The 18,055-nt window shown below is 62.1% G+C and carries 18 protein-coding genes and 1 other RNA gene; 14 read left to right on the forward strand and 5 right to left on the reverse strand.

The annotated features are described in order from the left end of the window. Positions 1–66: 66 nt before the first annotated feature. A complete protein-coding gene (locus H5P28_RS02465) occupies positions 67–759 on the reverse strand; it encodes a phosphatase PAP2 family protein (RefSeq protein ID WP_185674113.1) in 693 nt (230 codons plus the stop codon). 25 nt (positions 760–784) lie between these two features. After that, positions 785–1,765, reverse strand: coding sequence for a CPBP family intramembrane glutamic endopeptidase (locus tag H5P28_RS02470; RefSeq protein WP_185674114.1), 981 nt, complete (start codon positions 1,763–1,765; stop codon positions 785–787). A gap of 212 nt (positions 1,766–1,977) precedes the next feature. On the opposite strand from H5P28_RS02470, the gene H5P28_RS02475 reads away from it, so the two are divergent. Then, entirely contained in the window at positions 1,978–2,748 is a 771-nt protein-coding gene (locus H5P28_RS02475; RefSeq protein WP_185674115.1) for an alpha/beta fold hydrolase, read from the forward strand. Positions 2,749–2,836: 88 nt separating this feature from the next. On the opposite strand, the gene H5P28_RS02480 is transcribed toward H5P28_RS02475, so the two are convergent. After that, on the reverse strand, positions 2,837–3,928 hold the full coding sequence (locus H5P28_RS02480; protein WP_221773336.1) for an undecaprenyl-diphosphate phosphatase: 1,092 nt from the start codon (positions 3,926–3,928) through the stop codon (positions 2,837–2,839). A 92-nt stretch (positions 3,929–4,020) separates the two neighbouring features. Between H5P28_RS02480 and trpD the strand changes: the two genes are divergently transcribed. From trpD to H5P28_RS02520, 8 genes are all read left to right on the forward strand, one after another. Then, positions 4,021–5,070, forward strand: coding sequence for an anthranilate phosphoribosyltransferase (trpD, locus tag H5P28_RS02485; RefSeq protein ID WP_185674116.1), 1,050 nt, complete (start codon positions 4,021–4,023; stop codon positions 5,068–5,070). After that, positions 5,067–6,422, forward strand: coding sequence for a phosphoglucosamine mutase (gene glmM / locus H5P28_RS02490; protein ID WP_185674117.1), 1,356 nt, complete (start codon positions 5,067–5,069; stop codon positions 6,420–6,422). The genes trpD and glmM overlap by 4 nt, the downstream gene beginning before the upstream one ends. A 118-nt stretch (positions 6,423–6,540) precedes the next feature. Continuing rightward, complete coding sequence (locus tag H5P28_RS02495; protein WP_185674118.1) at positions 6,541–7,974, forward strand: tetratricopeptide repeat protein; 1,434 nt, start codon at positions 6,541–6,543, stop codon at positions 7,972–7,974. A gap of 8 nt (positions 7,975–7,982) precedes the next feature. Further along, complete coding sequence (locus tag H5P28_RS02500) at positions 7,983–8,447, forward strand: hypothetical protein (protein ID WP_185674119.1); 465 nt, start codon at positions 7,983–7,985, stop codon at positions 8,445–8,447. 80 nt (positions 8,448–8,527) lie between these two features. Continuing rightward, positions 8,528–8,710: non-coding RNA, 6S RNA (ssrS, locus tag H5P28_RS02505), on the forward strand. Positions 8,711–8,756: 46 nt separating this feature from the next. Further along, complete coding sequence (locus H5P28_RS02510) at positions 8,757–9,263, forward strand: hypothetical protein (protein WP_185674120.1); 507 nt, start codon at positions 8,757–8,759, stop codon at positions 9,261–9,263. Positions 9,264–9,378: 115 nt separating this feature from the next. Beyond that, the gene (locus tag H5P28_RS02515; RefSeq protein ID WP_185674121.1) at positions 9,379–10,713 is read left to right on the forward strand and encodes a response regulator; all 1,335 of its coding nucleotides are present in this window, start codon (positions 9,379–9,381) and stop codon (positions 10,711–10,713) included. A 4-nt stretch (positions 10,714–10,717) separates the two neighbouring features. Then, positions 10,718–11,392 carry a hypothetical protein gene (locus H5P28_RS02520; RefSeq protein WP_185674122.1) on the forward strand — a complete coding sequence of 225 codons (675 nt, stop codon included), beginning with the start codon at positions 10,718–10,720 and terminating at the stop codon, positions 11,390–11,392. Positions 11,393–11,504: 112 nt separating this feature from the next. Here the strand turns inward: H5P28_RS02520 and H5P28_RS02525 are convergent, their stop codons facing one another. After that, positions 11,505–12,401: a polyprenyl synthetase family protein gene (locus tag H5P28_RS02525; protein WP_246455555.1), complete on the reverse strand. Its 897-nt coding sequence runs from the start codon at positions 12,399–12,401 to the stop codon at positions 11,505–11,507. A 180-nt stretch (positions 12,402–12,581) separates the two neighbouring features. Between H5P28_RS02525 and H5P28_RS02530 the strand changes: the two genes are divergently transcribed. From H5P28_RS02530 to H5P28_RS02545, 4 genes are read left to right on the forward strand one after another with little or no spacing between them, the layout of a single operon-like run. After that, positions 12,582–13,100: a DUF4013 domain-containing protein gene (locus H5P28_RS02530; protein WP_185674123.1), complete on the forward strand. Its 519-nt coding sequence runs from the start codon at positions 12,582–12,584 to the stop codon at positions 13,098–13,100. A gap of 11 nt (positions 13,101–13,111) precedes the next feature. Continuing rightward, complete coding sequence (locus H5P28_RS02535) at positions 13,112–13,381, forward strand: FmdB family zinc ribbon protein (protein ID WP_185674124.1); 270 nt, start codon at positions 13,112–13,114, stop codon at positions 13,379–13,381. Between the two features lie 19 nt (positions 13,382–13,400). Further along, positions 13,401–14,093, forward strand: a complete 693-nt coding sequence (locus tag H5P28_RS02540) for a hypothetical protein (RefSeq protein ID WP_185674125.1) — start codon at positions 13,401–13,403, stop codon at positions 14,091–14,093. A 26-nt stretch (positions 14,094–14,119) separates the two neighbouring features. Beyond that, the gene (locus H5P28_RS02545; RefSeq protein ID WP_185674126.1) at positions 14,120–15,478 is read left to right on the forward strand and encodes a hypothetical protein; all 1,359 of its coding nucleotides are present in this window, start codon (positions 14,120–14,122) and stop codon (positions 15,476–15,478) included. Between the two features lie 284 nt (positions 15,479–15,762). Here the strand turns inward: H5P28_RS02545 and H5P28_RS02550 are convergent, their stop codons facing one another. Then, positions 15,763–16,821, reverse strand: a complete 1,059-nt coding sequence (locus H5P28_RS02550) for an A/G-specific adenine glycosylase (protein ID WP_221773337.1) — start codon at positions 16,819–16,821, stop codon at positions 15,763–15,765. A gap of 168 nt (positions 16,822–16,989) precedes the next feature. Here H5P28_RS02550 and rnhC point away from each other — a divergent pair, with 168 nt between their 5' ends. Then, positions 16,990–17,955, forward strand: a complete 966-nt coding sequence (gene rnhC / locus H5P28_RS02555; protein WP_185674128.1) for a ribonuclease HIII — start codon at positions 16,990–16,992, stop codon at positions 17,953–17,955. Positions 17,956–18,055 lie beyond the last annotated feature (100 nt).

Here is an 18,055-nt window from a genome sequence, read left to right on the forward strand (position 1 = left end):
GGGTAGCGGCCTTTCTGGCCGCGTAGGGGCGAAGCCCCTCATTGTCCGGTGCGGCCACGCACCCCCTTATTGTCGCGTGCGGCCACGCACAGCGGAGCCGAAGAGGACGCCGAAGGCGACGCCCAGGCCGATGCCGCCAAGGATGTCGGCGGGGTGGTGGCGGTTGAGCTGCATGCGCGACCACGAGATGCTCCCGGCCAGCGGGTAGGCGATGAGCCCGGCAGGCGGGCAGATGAAGGTCACGACGGTGGCGCTGGCGAAGGCCGTGGTTGTGTGCCCGGAGGGGAAGCTGTGGTAGCCGTGCTTGAACTGCATCAGGTACATGCCGTCGGCCACGTTTTCGCTGGGCCGGGGGCGACCGATGGCCGGGCGCAGGACGTTGACCGCGATCCCGCCCCAGAGCGCACCGATGAACACAGCCAGCATGATCCGCTGCCACCGCACGCTTTTAAAAATCACCGCCAGCGGCAGCCCGATGACGAACACGATGACGTTGATTTTAAAGAAATCGCCCCAGTAGCTCAATTGGCGGGCGGCGAGGTTGACCGGTGTGAACTCGGGCGGGTGCGTGTCTGCAATGTACTCGGGCTGGCGGATGTCGGCCAGCCAGGCTTTGTCGTGGGGTAGCATCCAGGCCACGCCCGCCATGACCACAACCAGCCCAAGCACGAACCACGGCCAGCGCCGCTTAAAGGTGCGCCAGGCGAGGACGTGGAGTTCGCGGGTGAGAGCCCAGAGTTGTCGGAAAATCGGTTTCATGAGATCAGGGAGGAGCGGAACGGTTTTACGCGGAGAGCGTGTCGGCGGAGAGTTTTTTACGTGGGGCGAGTACGGCCCAGGCACACAGTCCGGTCAGCAGGATGACCGGGAGCAGCCCGTCCACCATGGCCTGCGTGCCCCAGAGCCATTTCAGGTCGCTGGCGGGGACTTCGACGAACTTCGTGTAAACGGCCCGGAAGCAGACCCACCCGGCATGCACGCCGACGCAGGGCCAGAGCGTGCCCCCGCGCAGGAAGAGCAGGTTTAAAAAGACGCCGGTGGCGAAGAGGTTGAGAAATTTTAGCCATTCGGGCTCCAGCACGATGCCGAGCGCCACCCGCCAGCAGACATCGAAACCGCTCCACCAGTGGACTTCCTGCCCCGGCGGCCAGGAGACATGCTTGAAGTGTACGTAGGCGAAAAAGAGCGCGGCCAGCGCCACGGCGGGACCGGGCCGCAGGGCGGTGTAAAAGAGCCGCAGGATAAGCCCGCGAAAGAGCATTTCCTCCAGCAGGGCGACGACCAGCCCGGCCACGATCCCGAGGGCGAGCTTTTCCAGCAGGTAGCCCGCGCTGAATTGCTCGCTCAACGTCAGCCCGACCGTGACCCACTGAATCAGCGCGACGATGGCGAGCATGGCCATGCCCGCCAGCCACCACCGCAGCAGGGGCAGGGGGGCGCGGGCCGGGTTGCGGTACCCCAGGCGGCGAAAGGAAAACAGCCCCGTCCAGCGGAACAGCCACGGCAGCAGCAGGACGACGGGCAGCCAGCGCACGCGGTCGAAGTAGCGGGGAAAGTCTTCCGGTGCCATCCGCGAGGAGAGCCAGCCGGGGATGGTGTCCGGGGAAGAGGAAGCCCAGGCTTTGACTGCGAAGTAGAGCAGGGGGCTGGCCACGGCGGCGAAGAGCATGGCCCCGAAAAAAATGAAGACGAGCGCGAGGACGCCTTTCCAACTGGTGCGGTCTTCGTCCAGTCCGAAGAGAATGAAGGGGCGTTCGCGTTGCATGGTCCGTCGTCGGTGAGTGGGGGGCCTGTCCGGCCGGTTAAAAGCGCCCATGCTGCCGCTTGAGGCCCGGAGTGCAACACGCTTTTCACGCCAGCGCAGCGGGGGGAGTACAAATCTGACGATGTGGGCGGGCGAATCCGGTTCGGCTTTGGGCGGTGCCCGCATTGACATTCCACACCCGCGCCCGGTAGGGTTGGCGGTTTCAGTCGCACATGAAACTTGCACATCGCTATTTCGGCGGAGCGGGCAACGAGCCGCTCATCATCCTGCACGGGTTGCTGGGGTCTTCCCGCAACTGGATCACCATTGGCCGCGCCCTGGCCGAGGATTACGAGGTCTTCGCGCTGGATCTGCGCAACCACGGCGACTCACCCCACGCCGACACCACCACCTTCGAGGAAATGGCCGCTGACGTGGAGGAGACCCTTCTCGGGCTCGGGCTGGAAAGCGCGCACCTCATGGGCCACAGCCTGGGGGGGAAGATCGCCATGCACATGGCGGTGAACCGCCCGCAGCGCGTGCGCAGCCTGATCGTGGTGGACATCGCCCCGAAGGGCTACGCGGCCTACCACGTGGGTGACTTTGAGAGCATGCGTGCGCTCGACCTGAAATCCCTCACCACCCGCAAGGAGGCCGACACGATCATGAAGGCCACCGTGCCCGATTTCGGGCAGCGGCAGTTTTTGCTGACCAACCTCAAGCGCGACGCCGACGGCAAGTTCGTCTGGGGCGTGAACCTGGAAGTGCTTTACCGCAACCTCGACCTGTTGCGCACCAACTCGATCCGTGAGGACGAGGTTTACACGGGGCCGTCGCGGTTCATCCTCGGGCAGTACTCGCGCTTCGTGCGTCCGGAGGACCACGCTATCATTCTGAAGCACTTCCCCAACGTCCGCATCCTTACCGTACCCGACTGCGGGCACAATCCGCACATCGACCAGCCGAAAGCCTTTCTGGAAGCGCTGCAAAGGCCGGGCGCTTGAGCCGAATCCGGTTGCTTCCGCAGTCTTCCGCTGAAGTGCCCGCGTAATCTGGGCGCATCACGTAAGTGCGGGCGGGAGCGTGTCCTTTTTATCCCCAGATAATCGTGGCGGCGACCACCGCAGCCAGCGCCAGCCGGTACCAGGCAAAGAGCGCGAGGCCGTGGCGGGTCAGGTAGCTGACGAGCCACTTGACCGCGAAGGCGGCGGCGACAGTGGCCACCACGATCCCGAAGAGAACCGGCCCCAGGTCCAGTGCGGCCAGCATTTGCGGGCCGAGGCTGAGGGCCTTGTAGGCGGAGGCCGCGGAGAGCGTGATAAGGCCGAGCAAAAAGCTGAATTCAGCGGCCCGCGCCGGGGACAGCCCCACGACGTAGCCGCCGACGATTGTCATCATCGAGCGGCTGGTGCCGGGCCACATCGCCACGCACTGGAGCAGCCCCACGAGCAGGCTTTGGCGGATGCTCAACTCGTGCAGGTCGGGACCGGATTCGGGGGCACTGGAGCCGTGCCGTGCCCGTCGCCAGCGTTCCACACCGAGCATGAGAAAGGCTCCGCCGACCAGCGCGATCACCACCGGCCACACGCCGAAAAGCACGCTTTCGATAAAATCGTCCAGCAACAGCCCCAGGAAAGCCGCCGGAAGGAAGCCCGCCATCAGGTTGCGCAGCAGGAGCAGTCCGTTGCGATTTTTACCCAGCAGGCCCTCGACGATGCTCCAGAGGCGTTTCCAGTAGAGGATGACCACAGCGATGATGGCCCCGCCCTGGATGATGATGGCGTAGGCGTTGGCGGCTTCTTCGAGGGTAAAGGGGGCGGGCTCGCCGGTGGCCGGGTCGATCCGCTTGCCGGGGATGAGCTGGCCCTCGTCGTCGAGCAGGGGCAGCGGCACGTCCAGCCCGAGAAAGCGGTTTGTCAGGATCAGGTGCCCGGTGGAGGAAACCGGCAGGTATTCGGTCACGCCCTCGACGATACCGAGGATCAACCCGTCCATATAGGTCAACCCGGTGGCGGTGGGAGTACTCGCGGCGGCGCTGGGCACTGCCTCATCGGCGGTGGTCACGAGGGGGGAGGCGTCGGTCGTCGCGTTCTGGGCGGCAGCCGCGTCAGCCGGGCTTTGAACCGGGGCGTTGAGCGGGGCCAGCAGGGTAACCCATAAAAACGACAGCAGTACACGGGACATGGGCTAATGGCTATGGCAGGGGGGGGGAATTCACTCAAACCAAATTTTTTTGGGTGGACACTGACGCATAATATAGGAAAAAAGTTGCTACTATGGGGGTCTGCTATCTCGCAGAATTAACAGATGGGCTCCGGCTGGGCAAAAGCCTCGATGCCGGGCAAGCTACGACTGCCGCCGGCCTGTTGGCCGAGGGGGCGGGTACGCTGGACGAACGCCAGGAGTTCGTCGTTGCTCTGCATGAAAAAGGGGAAACCGCGCAGGAAGTGGCCGCTTTCGCGAGTGTTTTCCGCGAACTGGCGCGCGACCCGGAACTGGGGCCTATGGCCCAGGATGCGGTGGATATCGTTGGCACCGGGGGCGACAAGTCCGGCACGGCGAATATCTCCAGCATGAGCGCGATGGTGGTGGCGAGCCTCGGGGTGCCAGTGGTCAAGCACGGCAACCGCTCCGTCACATCCAAATGCGGCAGCGCTGACCTGATCGCTGACCTGGGTTTCCCGCTGGAGGGAGACAACGAGGCCCTGCGTGGCCTCTTCGAGCGGCACAACTTCACCTTCCTCTATGCCCCGGCCTTCCACCCGGCCTTTGCCCACATCGGCCCGGTTCGCAAAGCCCTTGGCGCGCAGGGCAAGCGCACGATTTTCAACATTCTGGGGCCGCTTATCAACCCGTCGCGCCCGCCCTATCAGGTGATGGGGGTTTACTCCCGCGAATGGGTCGAGCCGCTGGCCGATGCCTTTCGCCAACTGGGCACGCGGCGCGCGCTGGTCGTCCACGGCCAGCCCTTCGAGGGGGGCGTGCTCGACGAGATGTCCTGCGCCTCCAGCAACGCCGTGGCCGGCGGCGGCGAGCTGTCCGGGCTCAATGAGCTGTGGCTGCCTGAGAAATTTGACCTGACCCCCTGCGCGATCTCCTCCCTCAAGGGCGGAGACCTCGCCCGCAACCACGAGATACTGGAGGAGCTGGCCGAGGGCCGGGCCACCAACGGACTTGTGGACACGGTGGCGATGAATGCGGGGGCCGCGCTTTGGGTCGCCGGGCGGGCGGATTCTCCGCTGCTGGGCGTCCACCAGTCAAAACAACAAATAATGGGGGGGGGCTTCCGCAAATGGTTAGAACGATTCAAGGAGGATCTGGGTTGAAATTGAGCTACTTCGGGACGGACGGCATACGGGGCGCCTGGGGTGGCCCGGTGCTCAACGATGTCTTTGTCCATCATTGCGGCTTCGCCCTGGCTCATTTTCTGAAAAAGCACAATCCGACCAAGCCGATCACCGTTGTCATCGGGCGTGACACCCGCTCCTCGGGGGAGGAGATCGAGAGTGGCCTGTGCGGTGGACTTTGCACGAACGGGGTCCATGTCATGCTGCTGGGCGTGGTGCCGACTCCGGCGGTTTCCCAGGTCGTGCGCGAGTTGCAGGCGGACTTGGGCATCGCCATCACCGCTTCGCACAACCCGGCCTCGGACAACGGGATCAAACTTTTCGACAACCGCGGGCTCAAGTTCGCGGTCGAGGCGGAGGCCGAAATCGAGGGCTTTATCCGTCGGCAGTGCGAGCACGCCGACACCATTAAAACCTACACCTGCGGTTACCCTTACGACGGGCAGGGCGTTTACACCAACACGCTCAAATCGATCCTCCACCAGCATTGCATCAAGGGCTGGAAAATCGTCCTCGACACCGCCAACGGTGCCACCGTCGAAACCAGCCGCCCGGTGCTGGAGCACTTTGGGGCGGAAATCGTGGCTATTGGTGACGCCCCCGACGGCACGAATATCAACGCCGGGATCGGCAGCGAGCACCCCGCCCGGATGGCTGAAACCGTCCGTCGCGAAGGCGCCCGTCTGGGGATCGCCCACGATGGCGATGGGGACCGGCTGGTGGTCTGCGACGAAAAAGGCGAGACGGTGGACGGCGACGAGTTGCTGGGGATTCTCGCCCTGCACGCGCTGCGTTCGGGCAAGCTCGCTCACAACACCCTTGTGACCACCGTGCAGAGCAACTTCGGCCTCGACAAGACCCTGGCCGCCGCCGGGGGCAGGGTGGAGAGGGTCGGTATCGGCGACCGCAACGTACTCCTGCGCATGCGCGCTCTCGGCTGCAACCTGGGCGGGGAAAATTCCGGCCACATTATCCAGCGCGATTATTCGGTGACGGGCGACGGCCTGCTGGCCGCGGTCAAGCTGATCTCCGTCATGCTCGACACCGGCAAGCCGCTTTCCGCCCTGCGGCGGGAGGTGGAGCTTTTCCCGCAGGTGACGAAAAACCTCCGCGTGGCCAAAAAGCTCCCGCTGGAGGAATGTCCGAGCCTGTGCGACACGATGAAGCAACTGGAGGCGCAACTCGGGCACGAGGGCCGTTTGCTGGTGCGTTATTCGGGCACAGAGCCGAAATTACGGCTGCTGGTGGAGGCTTCGGAGACCTCAATTAGCCAAAAGGGGCTGGATTTGCTGGTTGAGGCCGCAAAAAAAGACCTCGAAGTGATAGACTAACGGTGAACTCCCCCGCGCGCTTCGCGATTTTCGCCGGAAACCGCTTCGGATGGCTGTATGTGCGCCTTGGGCATTGACGCCCGCTGCACAATCAGTAATTTACCCACTTCCTACTCCTATGGACACCACGGAAAGCACTTATCAGGAAATCGAACTGAAGGATCTGGATCCCCGCCTTCGCAAACAGGTAGAAAACGCGCAAAAGTCGATCAGCCGCAACGCCAGCTACGCCATCGACATCTGCACCAACATCCTCCAGCGCGAGCCCGGATGCCTGGATGTGCGCAAAATACTTCGTACCGCCCAGAAACGCGCCACTGCCGGAAAGACCAGCGGCTTCAGCCGCCTGCTCGGCAGTGTGACCAGCGCGCCCTTTGCCATCAAGGCCAGCACTCAGCTCAAGAAGGACCCCAAGGCCGCCATGGAGAGCGCCGAGAAGATGCTTTCCAACGACCCGGCCAATGCCAGCGCCCAGCGCATGCTCGGTCAGGCCGCCGAAGCTCTCGGCCTGTGGGAAACCGCCGCTTTTGCCTACGAAGAAGCCAAGGCCGCCGACCCCAAGAGTTTGGAAATCAAGCTCGCCCTCGGTAATGCCCTGATCGAGGCCGGACGCGCCCAGGACGCCGTTCATGTGGCGGGCGAAGTCCTCGCCGATCTGCCGGGCAACGACCAGGCCCAGGAACTCGTCAAACGCGCCTCCGTGGCCGAGTCCATGAAGCGTGGCAAGTGGGAAGAAGAAGGCGGCTTCCGCGACAAGCTCGCCAACGAAGAAGAGGCCATCGAACTCGAACAGCAGGCGCGTGTCGTCAACGACGAAGAGACGGTCCAGAAGCTCGTCAGCAGAAACCTCAAGCTGCTGGAAAAAGAGCCCGACAACATGAACCTTTACCGGGACATCATCAACGGCTACCGCAACCTTGAGGACTACGACAAGGCGCTCGAATACCTCAAGATGGCCCGCGAACGCCCGACTGGCCGTGGTGACACCACACTGGAGCGCCTCGCCAGCGACCTCACCGTCCAGTCCATGCGCAAGCGCATCGCCGGGGTGGAAGAACAGCTTGCCGCCAAACCTGACGACGCCTCCCTCCAGCAGCAGATCGAAAGCCTGCGCAAGGAAGAGCACGACTTCCGGCTCAAGAACGCCCGCGAAACTGTCGAGAAGTACCCGAACGACTACGCCGCCCGTTTCGACCTCGGCCAGCTCCTGTACGAAGACGGCCAGTTTGACGAGGCCATCCAGCAGTTCCAGCAGGCCCGGCGTAACCCGAAGGTGCGCACCCGCGCCATCCTTTACCTGGGCCGCGCCCTCAACGCCACCGGCAAAAGCGACATGGCCATCGAGCAGCTCAAGGCGGCCAAGGGCGACGTCATCGGCATGAGCGACCTGAAGAAGGAAATCATTTACGACCTCGCCATCGCCTACACCGAGCACGGCGACGAGGACAGCTCGATCGAGGAACTGAAGGAAATCTATCAGGACGACATCGGCTACAAGGATGTTTCCGACCGCATCAACGCTTACTACGAGAAGAAAAAGAAAAACCAATAAGCTGATCCATGCAGAAGGCTTTCACTCTAATGGCCCTTGCCGGGGCCGCACTATTCATGGCCCACGGTCTTGTGGCCGGCCCGCGCCCGATTGACAATCACCGGACCCGCTGGGAGTACGAAAACCAGGAATGGAGCGAGCCCAAGGTTATGCTCAATGTGCAGTACCGCGTACCGGTCATTGACACGATCGGCTACCTGGCGGTCAATTTCAATGAACCGCAGCGCCTGAACCAGCTCCTGGCCAAGATCCGTCCTATCCAGAGCCGGGTGATGGAGCTGAGCCAGGGCACTTTCCAGGGCCGTAGTTTTCCCGCCGAGACTGAGACCGAGCTGGACAAGCTGCGCACGCAGATGATGTCCGACGTGAGCGCGATCTATGGGGATGCGGCGACCAAGCAGGTCGAAGCCTACCTTTCCCAGAAGTACTCGCTGGCCGATGCCGGCCCCTTCGGCGGCGGAGTCCTGCGCTAGAGCTGAGTCTCGGGCGCTTGGCCCCGAAGGCGCGTTTTTCCATTTGAAAATACCCGGGCTTCGGGTATGTTCTTTGGCAGAGTCCTCTTCTGTGTACGAAAACCTAACGTCTGCTCTTATCCTTTTCTCATATACTGGGAGCTCGACCCCGGAGTGTGAATGTCAAGCCGTAAACCGGAAGACAGAAGCCAACCGGAGAGCACCCACCTTAAACTGATTAGGTTAACAGAGCACACACTTAATTCGGCACGTGCAGAGGATTCTGTTTTTTTATCGCCCTGCATAGGGCACGGCCTTTATTTTTCGCTCATGCTTGAACAGCGCCCGCTTGTCCTGCGCAGTAACCGTTTCCTCGGGGCCGCCCTGCTCGAACGCGACCTGGTGAGCAACGCCGACCTGGAAACCGCCAACGAGAAGCTGCTTGAGGTCGTACAGGCTGGCGACCTGCGTTCGGCGAGCCTGTTGAACATCCTCATCTTCGAGCTCAAGGCACTCGATGAGACCAAGCTGATCGACAGCCTGATGGAGCGGGATGAGGTCAGCCTGATTGACCTTGGGAACTACGATTTGGGCAAGTTCCGCGAAATGCGCGTCAACATCGACGTGTGCTGGGCCACCTTCACGATCCCCTTTGACCGGGTGGAGGACTTTTACATGGTGGCGACCGGCTACTATCTGAGCGAACCGGCCAAGCAATACTGGGCCGAGCAGTTTGACGGCAATATCCTGTGGTACGTGGCCAGCATCACCTCGATTGCCGAAGCCCTCGACCGTGCCGGTCGTGAGCTGGGCGAGCTCAAGGAGGCCGAAAGCTGAGTCTGTGGCGGCGAGTTTTCTGTCGAGAGGGCAGGGCGTTGGCGGAGGATTACCGGGGCAGGTGCCGGAATGGCTTGAACCTTATTTTTATTACCTGCTATAAGTAACATAAACCATGGGTAAACGGATACTCATACTCGATGACGATTCAGACTTCAACAATCTGCTGACGGACATCTATGCGCAGGCGGATTACGAGGTTGTCTCCGAGCGCGACCCGGAGGTCGCCGTCGGGCTTTTCCGTGATGACAATTTCGACCTGGTCGTGACCGACCAGAAAATGCCCGGCCTGAGCGGCGAAGAGTTTATCCGCGAGATCAAGCGGCTCAAGCCCGAGGTGCCGGTCATCATGGTCTCCGGCTATCTGGACAATGACACGATCCGCAACCTCATCCGCGAGGGCGTGGGCGGGGTCTTTCTCAAGCCGCTGAACGTATTTTCCCTGCTCAAGCGCACCTCCGCGCTGATCGAATCCGTCCAGCCCGATTCGGAGCGCACCGGGGTTGCCCGTTCGGTCGAGGCCGAGGGCGGAGATTTCGAGCACGGCCTGCCTTTCTCCTTTGACAGTTACCCGTGCCGCTCGGCGGCGAGCCTGGAGTTCGCGAAAAAGCTCCACCACCTGCGTGGTTTTAAAAACAACCTCGTGCTCATTGGCGAAGACGGGACGGATCTGGCCAGCCTGTTGGAGGACATCCGCCGCTTCGATGCCGAGGCCGGGGAGGCCTTCGCGCTGGTGGAGCTGGAGCAGTTGGGTGAGGCCACCTTGCTGGCCGCGCTGGAGGAGGCCAAACAGGCCGGTGCCAACCGCCTCACGCTGATGGTCAGCCGGCCCGACCGACTCCATCCCGGGCAGATCGAGGCTATTTATGCTGCCGCCAAAAAGAAGGGGGCGTTTCAAGCGAGTAATTTGCCCCTGCGATACATCTTTTTTGTCAACGAAGACATCGACTCCCTCTACGACGGGGGCAAGATCGACGACAACCTTTATATGTTCCTCGGGACGACCGAGATCAAGGTCCCCGGCCTCAAGGAGTTGCGGGAGGACATTCCGCTGATTGCCCGTCGCGTGATCAAATCCGAGGCCGCCCGTCAGGGGCTGCCCTCGCTGCCCGAGCTGGAAAGCCCGGCGGCGGCACTTCTGCGCGAAAAGGAGTGGCCCGGTGGCATGCTGGAGCTTAAGCGCACCGTTCGCGCGGTGGTGGCCGCGTCCGGTGGCCAGCCGATCAGCCGGGAGGCGCTGGAGGAAAGCTGCTCCCGTGGTGGGGGTAACGCGTGCGAGAAGGTGCGGAACCTCAAGCCTCTGCTCCAACTGCGCAGAAACGACTACCTGAAAGCCGTCCACCTGCTCGGCGGAGAGGAGCCGGAGCTGACCGCCCAGGTGCTCGGGGTCGATCGGACGCTGGTCCACGAAATTGTGACTCCCGGTGGGCAAACTGAAAAGAGAGGATAGGTAGATGAGCGCGAACGGAGACTCCTATTCACTCAATCCGATGGTAGAACTGACCTTCGGGGAAGATTTTTTAAGCGTAGAGGGAGCGGGGGAATCCGTCGATAGCGAGGAACTTGGTCTGTTGCTGAGCACCCTGTGCCGCTCCAGCGAGAATTGCGGCAGCGCCCTCCAGGCAGGGGCTTTACAGGGAATGCTTACATGGAACCCGGGCCGCGCCTTCCGCCTGCAACGCCGGAATGGTGACTTCCGTTATCAGTTCTGGGAAGGCGTCACCGGGTGGGAAGACTTTGACGATGTGCCCTGGGATCAAGTGCTGGCGACCGATTGTCTGTTGGACGTTACCCGGGCGGAAATGATTGACCGCCTCTGTGACCTGCCCGGGGTTTCCTGGGCGGGGGTGCGGGACTTCGAGTCTGGCGTCTGGGAAGAGTGTGCCTGCGACATGAGTATCGGCCAGGAGTACCTCGCCCAGGCCACCCGACTGGTGCTTCAGCTCGATGTGTTGCTCAAGGGGCACGGTTGCCCGCGCGGCCACCTGCGGCTGGACTTTGAAAAGGCCATGCTCTGGGCCTGGGTAAACAGCCGCGACGATTACCTCATGGTGCTGACCGAGCCCGAATTAGCGCTGGTTTCACGCGGTGGTCTGCTGCGGATCAGCGAGGCGTTCATGCTCCTGTAGGCCGGGAGAAAACTCCGCGACGAATCGCCTTAAAAGTTTTTGGGGAGAGCGCGAGAGGGTGTTTTTTCAAAAACACCCTCTCGCATAATCTTCAAAGCGACTTGGACCGGTCTTAATTGACGCGCTTTTCCATTTCGCGGATGAGCGAGATGAGGAAGGCGTTGTTGCCGCCGAGCCCTTCGCAGGCCTTGATGGCGGCCTCGGAGTGCTCGTGGGCTTTGGCGCGGGAAGCTTCCAGGCCGTAGAGGGCGGGGTAGGTGGACTTGTTGTTCTCGACATCGGCTCCGACCGGCTTGCCGAGGGTTTCGGCGTCGGCGGTGGCGTCGAGGATGTCGTCAACGATCTGGAAGGCCATGCCCACGTGGTAGCCGATCTCACGCATGACTTCGACCGTCTCGGCGGGGGCGTCCGTCAGGCGGATGCCCATCGTGAGGCTGGAGGTGATGAGCGCGCCGGTCTTGTTGCGGTGGATGAAGTCGAGGCGTTCGGCGTTGGGCTCTTCCTTTTCGGCCTGGAGGTCTTCGACCTGGCCGCCGATGAGCTTCTCCGAGCCGGAGGCGTCGCCGAGGTCGCGGACGAGGCCGACGGCGGTGGCGGGGTCGTGCTGGTACTTCTCGGCCAGGAGCCAGAGGGCCCAAGTCAGCAGGGCGTCACCGGCGAGCAGGGCGATGTCTTCGCCGAACTCCATGTGGCAGGTGGGGCGGCCACGGCGCAGGTCGGAGTCGTCCATGCAGGGGAGGTCGTCGTGGATGAGGCTGTAGGTGTGGAGGCACTCCAGAGCGACGCAGGCGGGCATGGGGTCGTGCCGGGAGGGGAACATCGCGTGGGCGGCCTGGAGCAGGACGGGGCGGATGCGCTTGCCGCCAGCCTGGAGGCTGTAGCGCATGGCCTTGTGCACGGACGCCGGGCGGGTATCGGCAGCGGGCATGATCGCGTCGATGGCGTTTTCGACCTTCTGCTGGTACTGCTGATAGGTCGTCTTGAAATCCATAAGTTCAGTGCTGGACATAGATGAATGATCTTACGCTTGCGCTGTCGGGAGAGGCACCTAGGATAGGGCAGAGATCAAACCTTCTAAAACTTGATGGGCGAAACTCAATCACATCCCGAGCTGGCAAGCCTGGAAACAATTTGCGCGAGAATCTTTGCTGATCAGAGCGCGTGGCGTAAAGTCTTAATTGGCGGTCTGTTGTGCCTGAGCATTATCGGGCTGCCCTTTGCCTTCGGCTTTTTCTGGCGCTACCTGGAGCAAATCCGGGCGCGGGGGGATTTTTCCCTGCCCGAGTGGCACCAGCCGGCCGAACTGCTGCTGCCCGGCTTGAAGGCCCTGGCCGTGTTTGCGGTGTGGTTCTGCCTGCCCTGGGGCGTGGCCTTGGCCGTGCAGGGGTTCTTTGCCTGGCTGTTCGCGCCGTTGGGGTTCCTGGCCATGATCGCCTCCTCCATTGTGCTGTGGATGGTCTGCGGGCTGTTTTTCTCCGCCCTGTGGGCTTTCCAGCGTAACGACGGCGATTGGCGGGTGCTGCTGGATGCGCGTTTGGTCTGGCGCCCCTTCGCCCGCAACTGGCGTCGCCTGCTGGTGCCGGGGTTGGCTTTTCTCGGGCTGACCGGTCTGTTTTTCCCGATCCTTCCCTTCGCCTTTTTTGGTGGATTTCTCCCGTTGCTTGGCTATACTTCACAGGTTTATATCCTTACACAGGAAGCCAGTTAACCAAGCGAATCATGCCGACTTACGAATATCATTGCAGCGCCTGTAACCAGGACTTCGAACAGTTCCAGTCCATGACGGCGGAACCCCTGAGCGAGTGCCCGCTTTGCCATAAAAAAGGCAAGGTGCAGCGCATGATCAGCGGAGGCGCAGGCATCATTTTCAAAGGAAGCGGTTTTTACGAAACCGACTACAAATCGAAAAAGGGCAGCCCGTCCTCTTCGGAGAGCAAGAGCGAAGGCGGCTCGCACTGTTGCAGCGGTAGCTGCGGCTGCAAAAACTGACCCCACCTTTACACCCGCCATGCCGAAAAAAAGCCAGCGCGAACGAGATGCCGAAAACCGCTCCACCGGGAGCCTGTTGACATCGCTCGTGCTGGCACTGTGCTTTGCGCTGCTGGGCTTCGTGCTGGGGGTCACGCATCTGGCACTCATGCCGGTGCAGACAGTGCGCAAGCTTCCGGCCCAGGGGGACCGCGACCCGCGCGTGGTTTACTACGTGCAGCCCTCGGGCGGCTCCGCGCCGACCTACCAGATCAAGGAAAACACCCTTTATAGCCGCGAAGGCGGGACGGTGTCCGTCAGCGCAGACGAGCTGAACACCTGGGCCACGAACACCTTCCGTTTCGCACGGGCTCCCGAGGGGACGGACGAGGGAGGCGTGGTGCTGATCCCTTCGTCGCCGAGGTTTAACCTCACCGACGGCTCGCTTAACATGGCCGTGATGCTGGAGGTGCGCGCCTACGGCAAGACGCACAAGGTGCTGTTTCAGACGCAGGGCGCTTTCGAGCGCGGGGCCGATGGCGTGGTCTTTGTCCCGCAGGAGTCTTACCTGGGCTCGGCCAAGCTGCCTCCGGAAGTGGTGACCCCGCTGGTGAATAATTTCATTTACGACATTTTCGCTTCATCCGAAGCGGGTGAGGCCCTTTTGGAAGCCTGGGACAACCTCTCGGATGTCCGTATCGAAGGTAACACGCTTCAACTGGTCAAAGGTTGAGCCGCACGGGCTCGAAAAACTGCGCCGTGACTGCATTGCAACGAGTTCTTCGGGCTATCCTCCTGCTGGCGGCGCTGGTGATCCCGGCTGTGTTGAACGCGCAACCATCCGCCCCGGAGGCGCAGGCTGACGAGGCCCAGGCTTCGTCGCAGACGGACGTGGCGGCAAGCCCCCCGGCGGAAGTGCCGGTCGTGCGCCGCGCGCCGATGCAGGTCGGGCCGACGCTTGATATCCAGAACCGGACAGGGGGGGGCGGAGGCGACTCGCCGGAGCTTCCGGCCACGCCCAGGGTGCAGGTCCGGGTGACGCCGAACAACTACTTCCAGGTCGCGGGCGAGGACTACGTTTCCGTCCAGTACGTGACCCACATGGCGCAGCAGGCGGGCGAATATGGCTCGTCGCTGGTCCCGCTTTCCAAATCACTGCCGCTGCCGATCCTCGTCAAGCTGGTGCCCGCCGCGCAGGCGTCGTTTGAGAGCGCTTTTGTGATCCGCCCGCAGCCCAACGGCGATGTCCATGTGAGCATCCGCTGGGGCGAGGACACGGAGTTTTCGCAGGTCTGTCAGGCCCTGATGAGCGGCTGGCTTGTGCGTTGCGCGATCTGGCGCTTTGGCACGGATGCCGCCGCCGAGGTGCCCGACTGGCTGGAACTGGGGGCCGGACTGGGGCTGGAGGTGCAGTTGCGCCCCGCGCTGATTGATGAGATCGCCCTGCAGTCGCGCAAGGAGAATCCCTGGTCGCTGGAACGGATTTTTTCGATTCGGGGCATGGACAGCTCGGATTCGGTGCAGGCCCGGCGTCAGTGCCTGTGGCTGCTGCGCTTTCTGGAAAACCAGTCGTCGGACCGGGAACGGTTTCAGCGCCTGATGGCGGGCTTTTTGAAAAACCTGCCGCCTTTCCACCTGCTGGTAGCGGCTTTCCCCGAGTCCTTGCCCGACGAATGGACGACGGCCATGTGGTGGGCGGTCGGGTACGAGATGGGAGTGCGCGCGCGCCAGACGCCTTTTTATTCGCTGGACGAGTCGGTCAAGCTGATCAAGGACTGCGCCACGCTTACGGCCGAAATCGACGGCCGCGATGTCCGCGCGCTGATTCACGAGTTGTACCCGTACCGGGGGAATCCGGTCATGCGCAGTGCCGCCCGCCAGCGGGTGCGCGAGATCAAGCTCCTGCTCCAGAAGGTGAATCCCGTTTACCACAACGCGCTGCTGTCGCTTGCCGTCGTGTATGACACCTGGCTGGTACTCCCGCAGCCGGAGTCCGGAGACGTTTTCGAGCCGAGCGAGGCCGACAAGGCCTACTTCCGGGCACTGGAGCTATTTACGGCGGACTACCAGACGGCCGAACTGCTCAACGCGGACATCCAGCGGCTCCTCGACTGGTAGGACGCTTGGGGGGCACTTCCTTAAGCCTCTTCGTCCAGTGTTGTTGGGAAATGGATTAACCACAGAGGACACAGAGAGAGGCTTGATGAACGCTGTACCGCTGCTTGAATACCGAATGGCTTAAGTGATTAATTGCTGTTTTCTGCGTTCAGCATCCAACAATTAACAATCAACCATTTAGCCATTCAATCACTGTGGCTATAGTATTTCCTAAAGTGTTCAAGCGCCTCTCTGTGTTCTCTGTGCCCTCTGTGGTTAAAAAAACACCAAAAAACCGGCTCGCTTTACCTTCCGCCGTGCGGGAAAAGCTCCGGCTGGCGCGAGAAGAGGATTTCACCGACCCAGCGACGATGCGGCCCGGAGAGGGTAATCCCGTCGAGTTGGTTGAGCGCGACCCAGTGCAGGTGGGGGGAATTGGGCACATGCGCGTCGCTGGAAAGGGCGTAGATGCGCTCCTCGATCAGTTCGTTGGCGATGCCGCGTTTCTTGCTCAAAATGAGTGGGGCGGACTCGTAGTCGGAGTTGACCAGACGGCCCTCGGGCAACTCGTACAGCCCGGCCAGACGGGGAGAGTCGCTGGGGGCTTTTTGCAAGAGCAATTTACCGTCCCGTTCGACCCAGCAGCGGTTGATCTGCCGGTAGGTGGTGGTTTTTTTCGCGAAAATCGGCAGCAACTCGGCCTCTCCGGTGACGTGGCTGCGACAGTACCCCTGCACCGGGCACAGCGGGCAAAGCGGGTTGCCCCGGGTGCAGACGGTGGCCCCGAGCTCCATCATGGCCTGGTTGTGGTCGCCGGGGTTGGCGGCTCCGGCGATCAGCTCGTTGGCTACGGGGGTGAGCTGGCGGGCGGCCTGTGAGGCGTCCTTGTAGGCCGTGTGGTCGTCAAGCATCCGGGTCAGGATGCGAACAACGTTGCCGTCGATTACGGCGATTTCCTCCCCGTGGCTGATGCTGGCAATGGCGGCTGAGGTGTAGGGGCCGACACCCGGCAGCGCCAGCCACTCGGCGGCGGTCTCGGGCTTCGGATCGGCCGCGACGTAGGCGCGGGCCAGTGCCAGCAGGTTGCGGGCGCGACGGTAGTAGCCGAGTCCTTCCCAAGCCTTGACCACACTTTCCTCGTCGGCGGCGGCCAGCGTCTCGAAGTCGGGAAAGGTGCGCATCCAGTCCTCAAAGTAGGGCAGGGCGGTGTTGACCTGGGTCTGCTGGAGCATGAACTCCGATACGACGGTCCGGTAGAGGCTCGGCTCGGTGCGCCAAGGCAGCTTGCGGTGGTTCTGCTCGTACCAGCGCTCAAGCGTATTTTGGAAAGCCCGGCGGCTGCGGATAACGTCGGGGTGAGTCACACCCGATAACCTCGACTGATAAATCTTCCGGGTCAACGCAGGCCTTGTCTTTTCGGTAATATCTTTTCCCGCATCCATCCCGGCCAATCGCAGGCGGACGAAGGCCGTGCGGCTTTTTTGCGCAAATACGGTTGCAACCGGGCTGACATTTGGCGTGCTAGTACGCACATGGCCAAGACGGACGAAGACGCCCCCAAGAAGAAGACCCTGTACACGCTCAAGCTGACCGATGGGCAGATGGACCAGGTGAAGGACTGGTGCGACCGGCACCTGTGGAGTTTTTACGAGGTCGATTACGCCCGTTTCGCCTTCAAGGGCGACGGGGTGAACCTCGTCGGCTACACCAGCGGCAAGCTTGTGGTGCAGGGCAAAAAGACCGAGGACTGGGTGACGTATGTGCTGGAGGGCGAGATCACCCACGATCCGAAGTTCGGCTATGACGAAGTCCTCAACCCCGAGTGGTTCGAGACCCATGCCGGGCTTGACGAAAGCGGCAAGGGCGACCTCTTTGGCCCCCTCGTGTCGGCCTGCGTCATCGCGGACAAGCCCATGATCGAAAAGTGGCGCGAAGCCGGGCTGCAGGACTCCAAGAAAATCACCTCCGACGCCGCCATCCTGCGGCTGGAAAAACTCATCCGCCAGACCAAGGGCGTGGTGGTCGAGAGCACCTGGGCCGGGATGGGCCGCTACAACGAGCTTTACAAGAAATTCGGCAGTAACCTGAACAAGCTCCTGGCCTGGATGCACGCCAAGTCAGCCGAAAACGCCCTGGCCAAGCGCCACGTGCCGTGGGGCCTGCTTGACCAGTTCAGCAAGCAGCCGCTCGTCCAGCGTCAGCTCAAGGTGCCGGATTTCGAACTGCGCATGCGGACCAAGGCCGAGTCCGACCCCGTGGTCGCGGCGGCCTCCGTCATCGCCCGAGCCGAGTACGTGCGGCAGATGGACAAGCTTTCCGAAGAGGCCGGGTTCAAACTCGGCAAGGGAGCCAGCGCCGCCGTCAAAAAGCAGGGCAAGCAACTCGTGGAAAAATTCGGCCCCGAGTCCCTCGGCAACTTCGCCAAGCTCCACTTCCGCACCGCCTACGAGGTGCTCGGCCTGCCCGTCCCCGAAAAACAGCCCTGGCACAGGTATTGATAAACAAGTTTGAGAGTTTAAGAGTTTGAAAGTTTGAGAGTTGGGGGCGGTTGGAACGATTAAAGGTGGAGAAGTTTTACGAAACGGGAACAGCTACGCG

The sequence above is a fragment of the Ruficoccus amylovorans genome (assembly GCF_014230085.1).
Lineage (GTDB): Bacteria > Verrucomicrobiota > Verrucomicrobiia > Opitutales > Cerasicoccaceae > Ruficoccus > Ruficoccus amylovorans.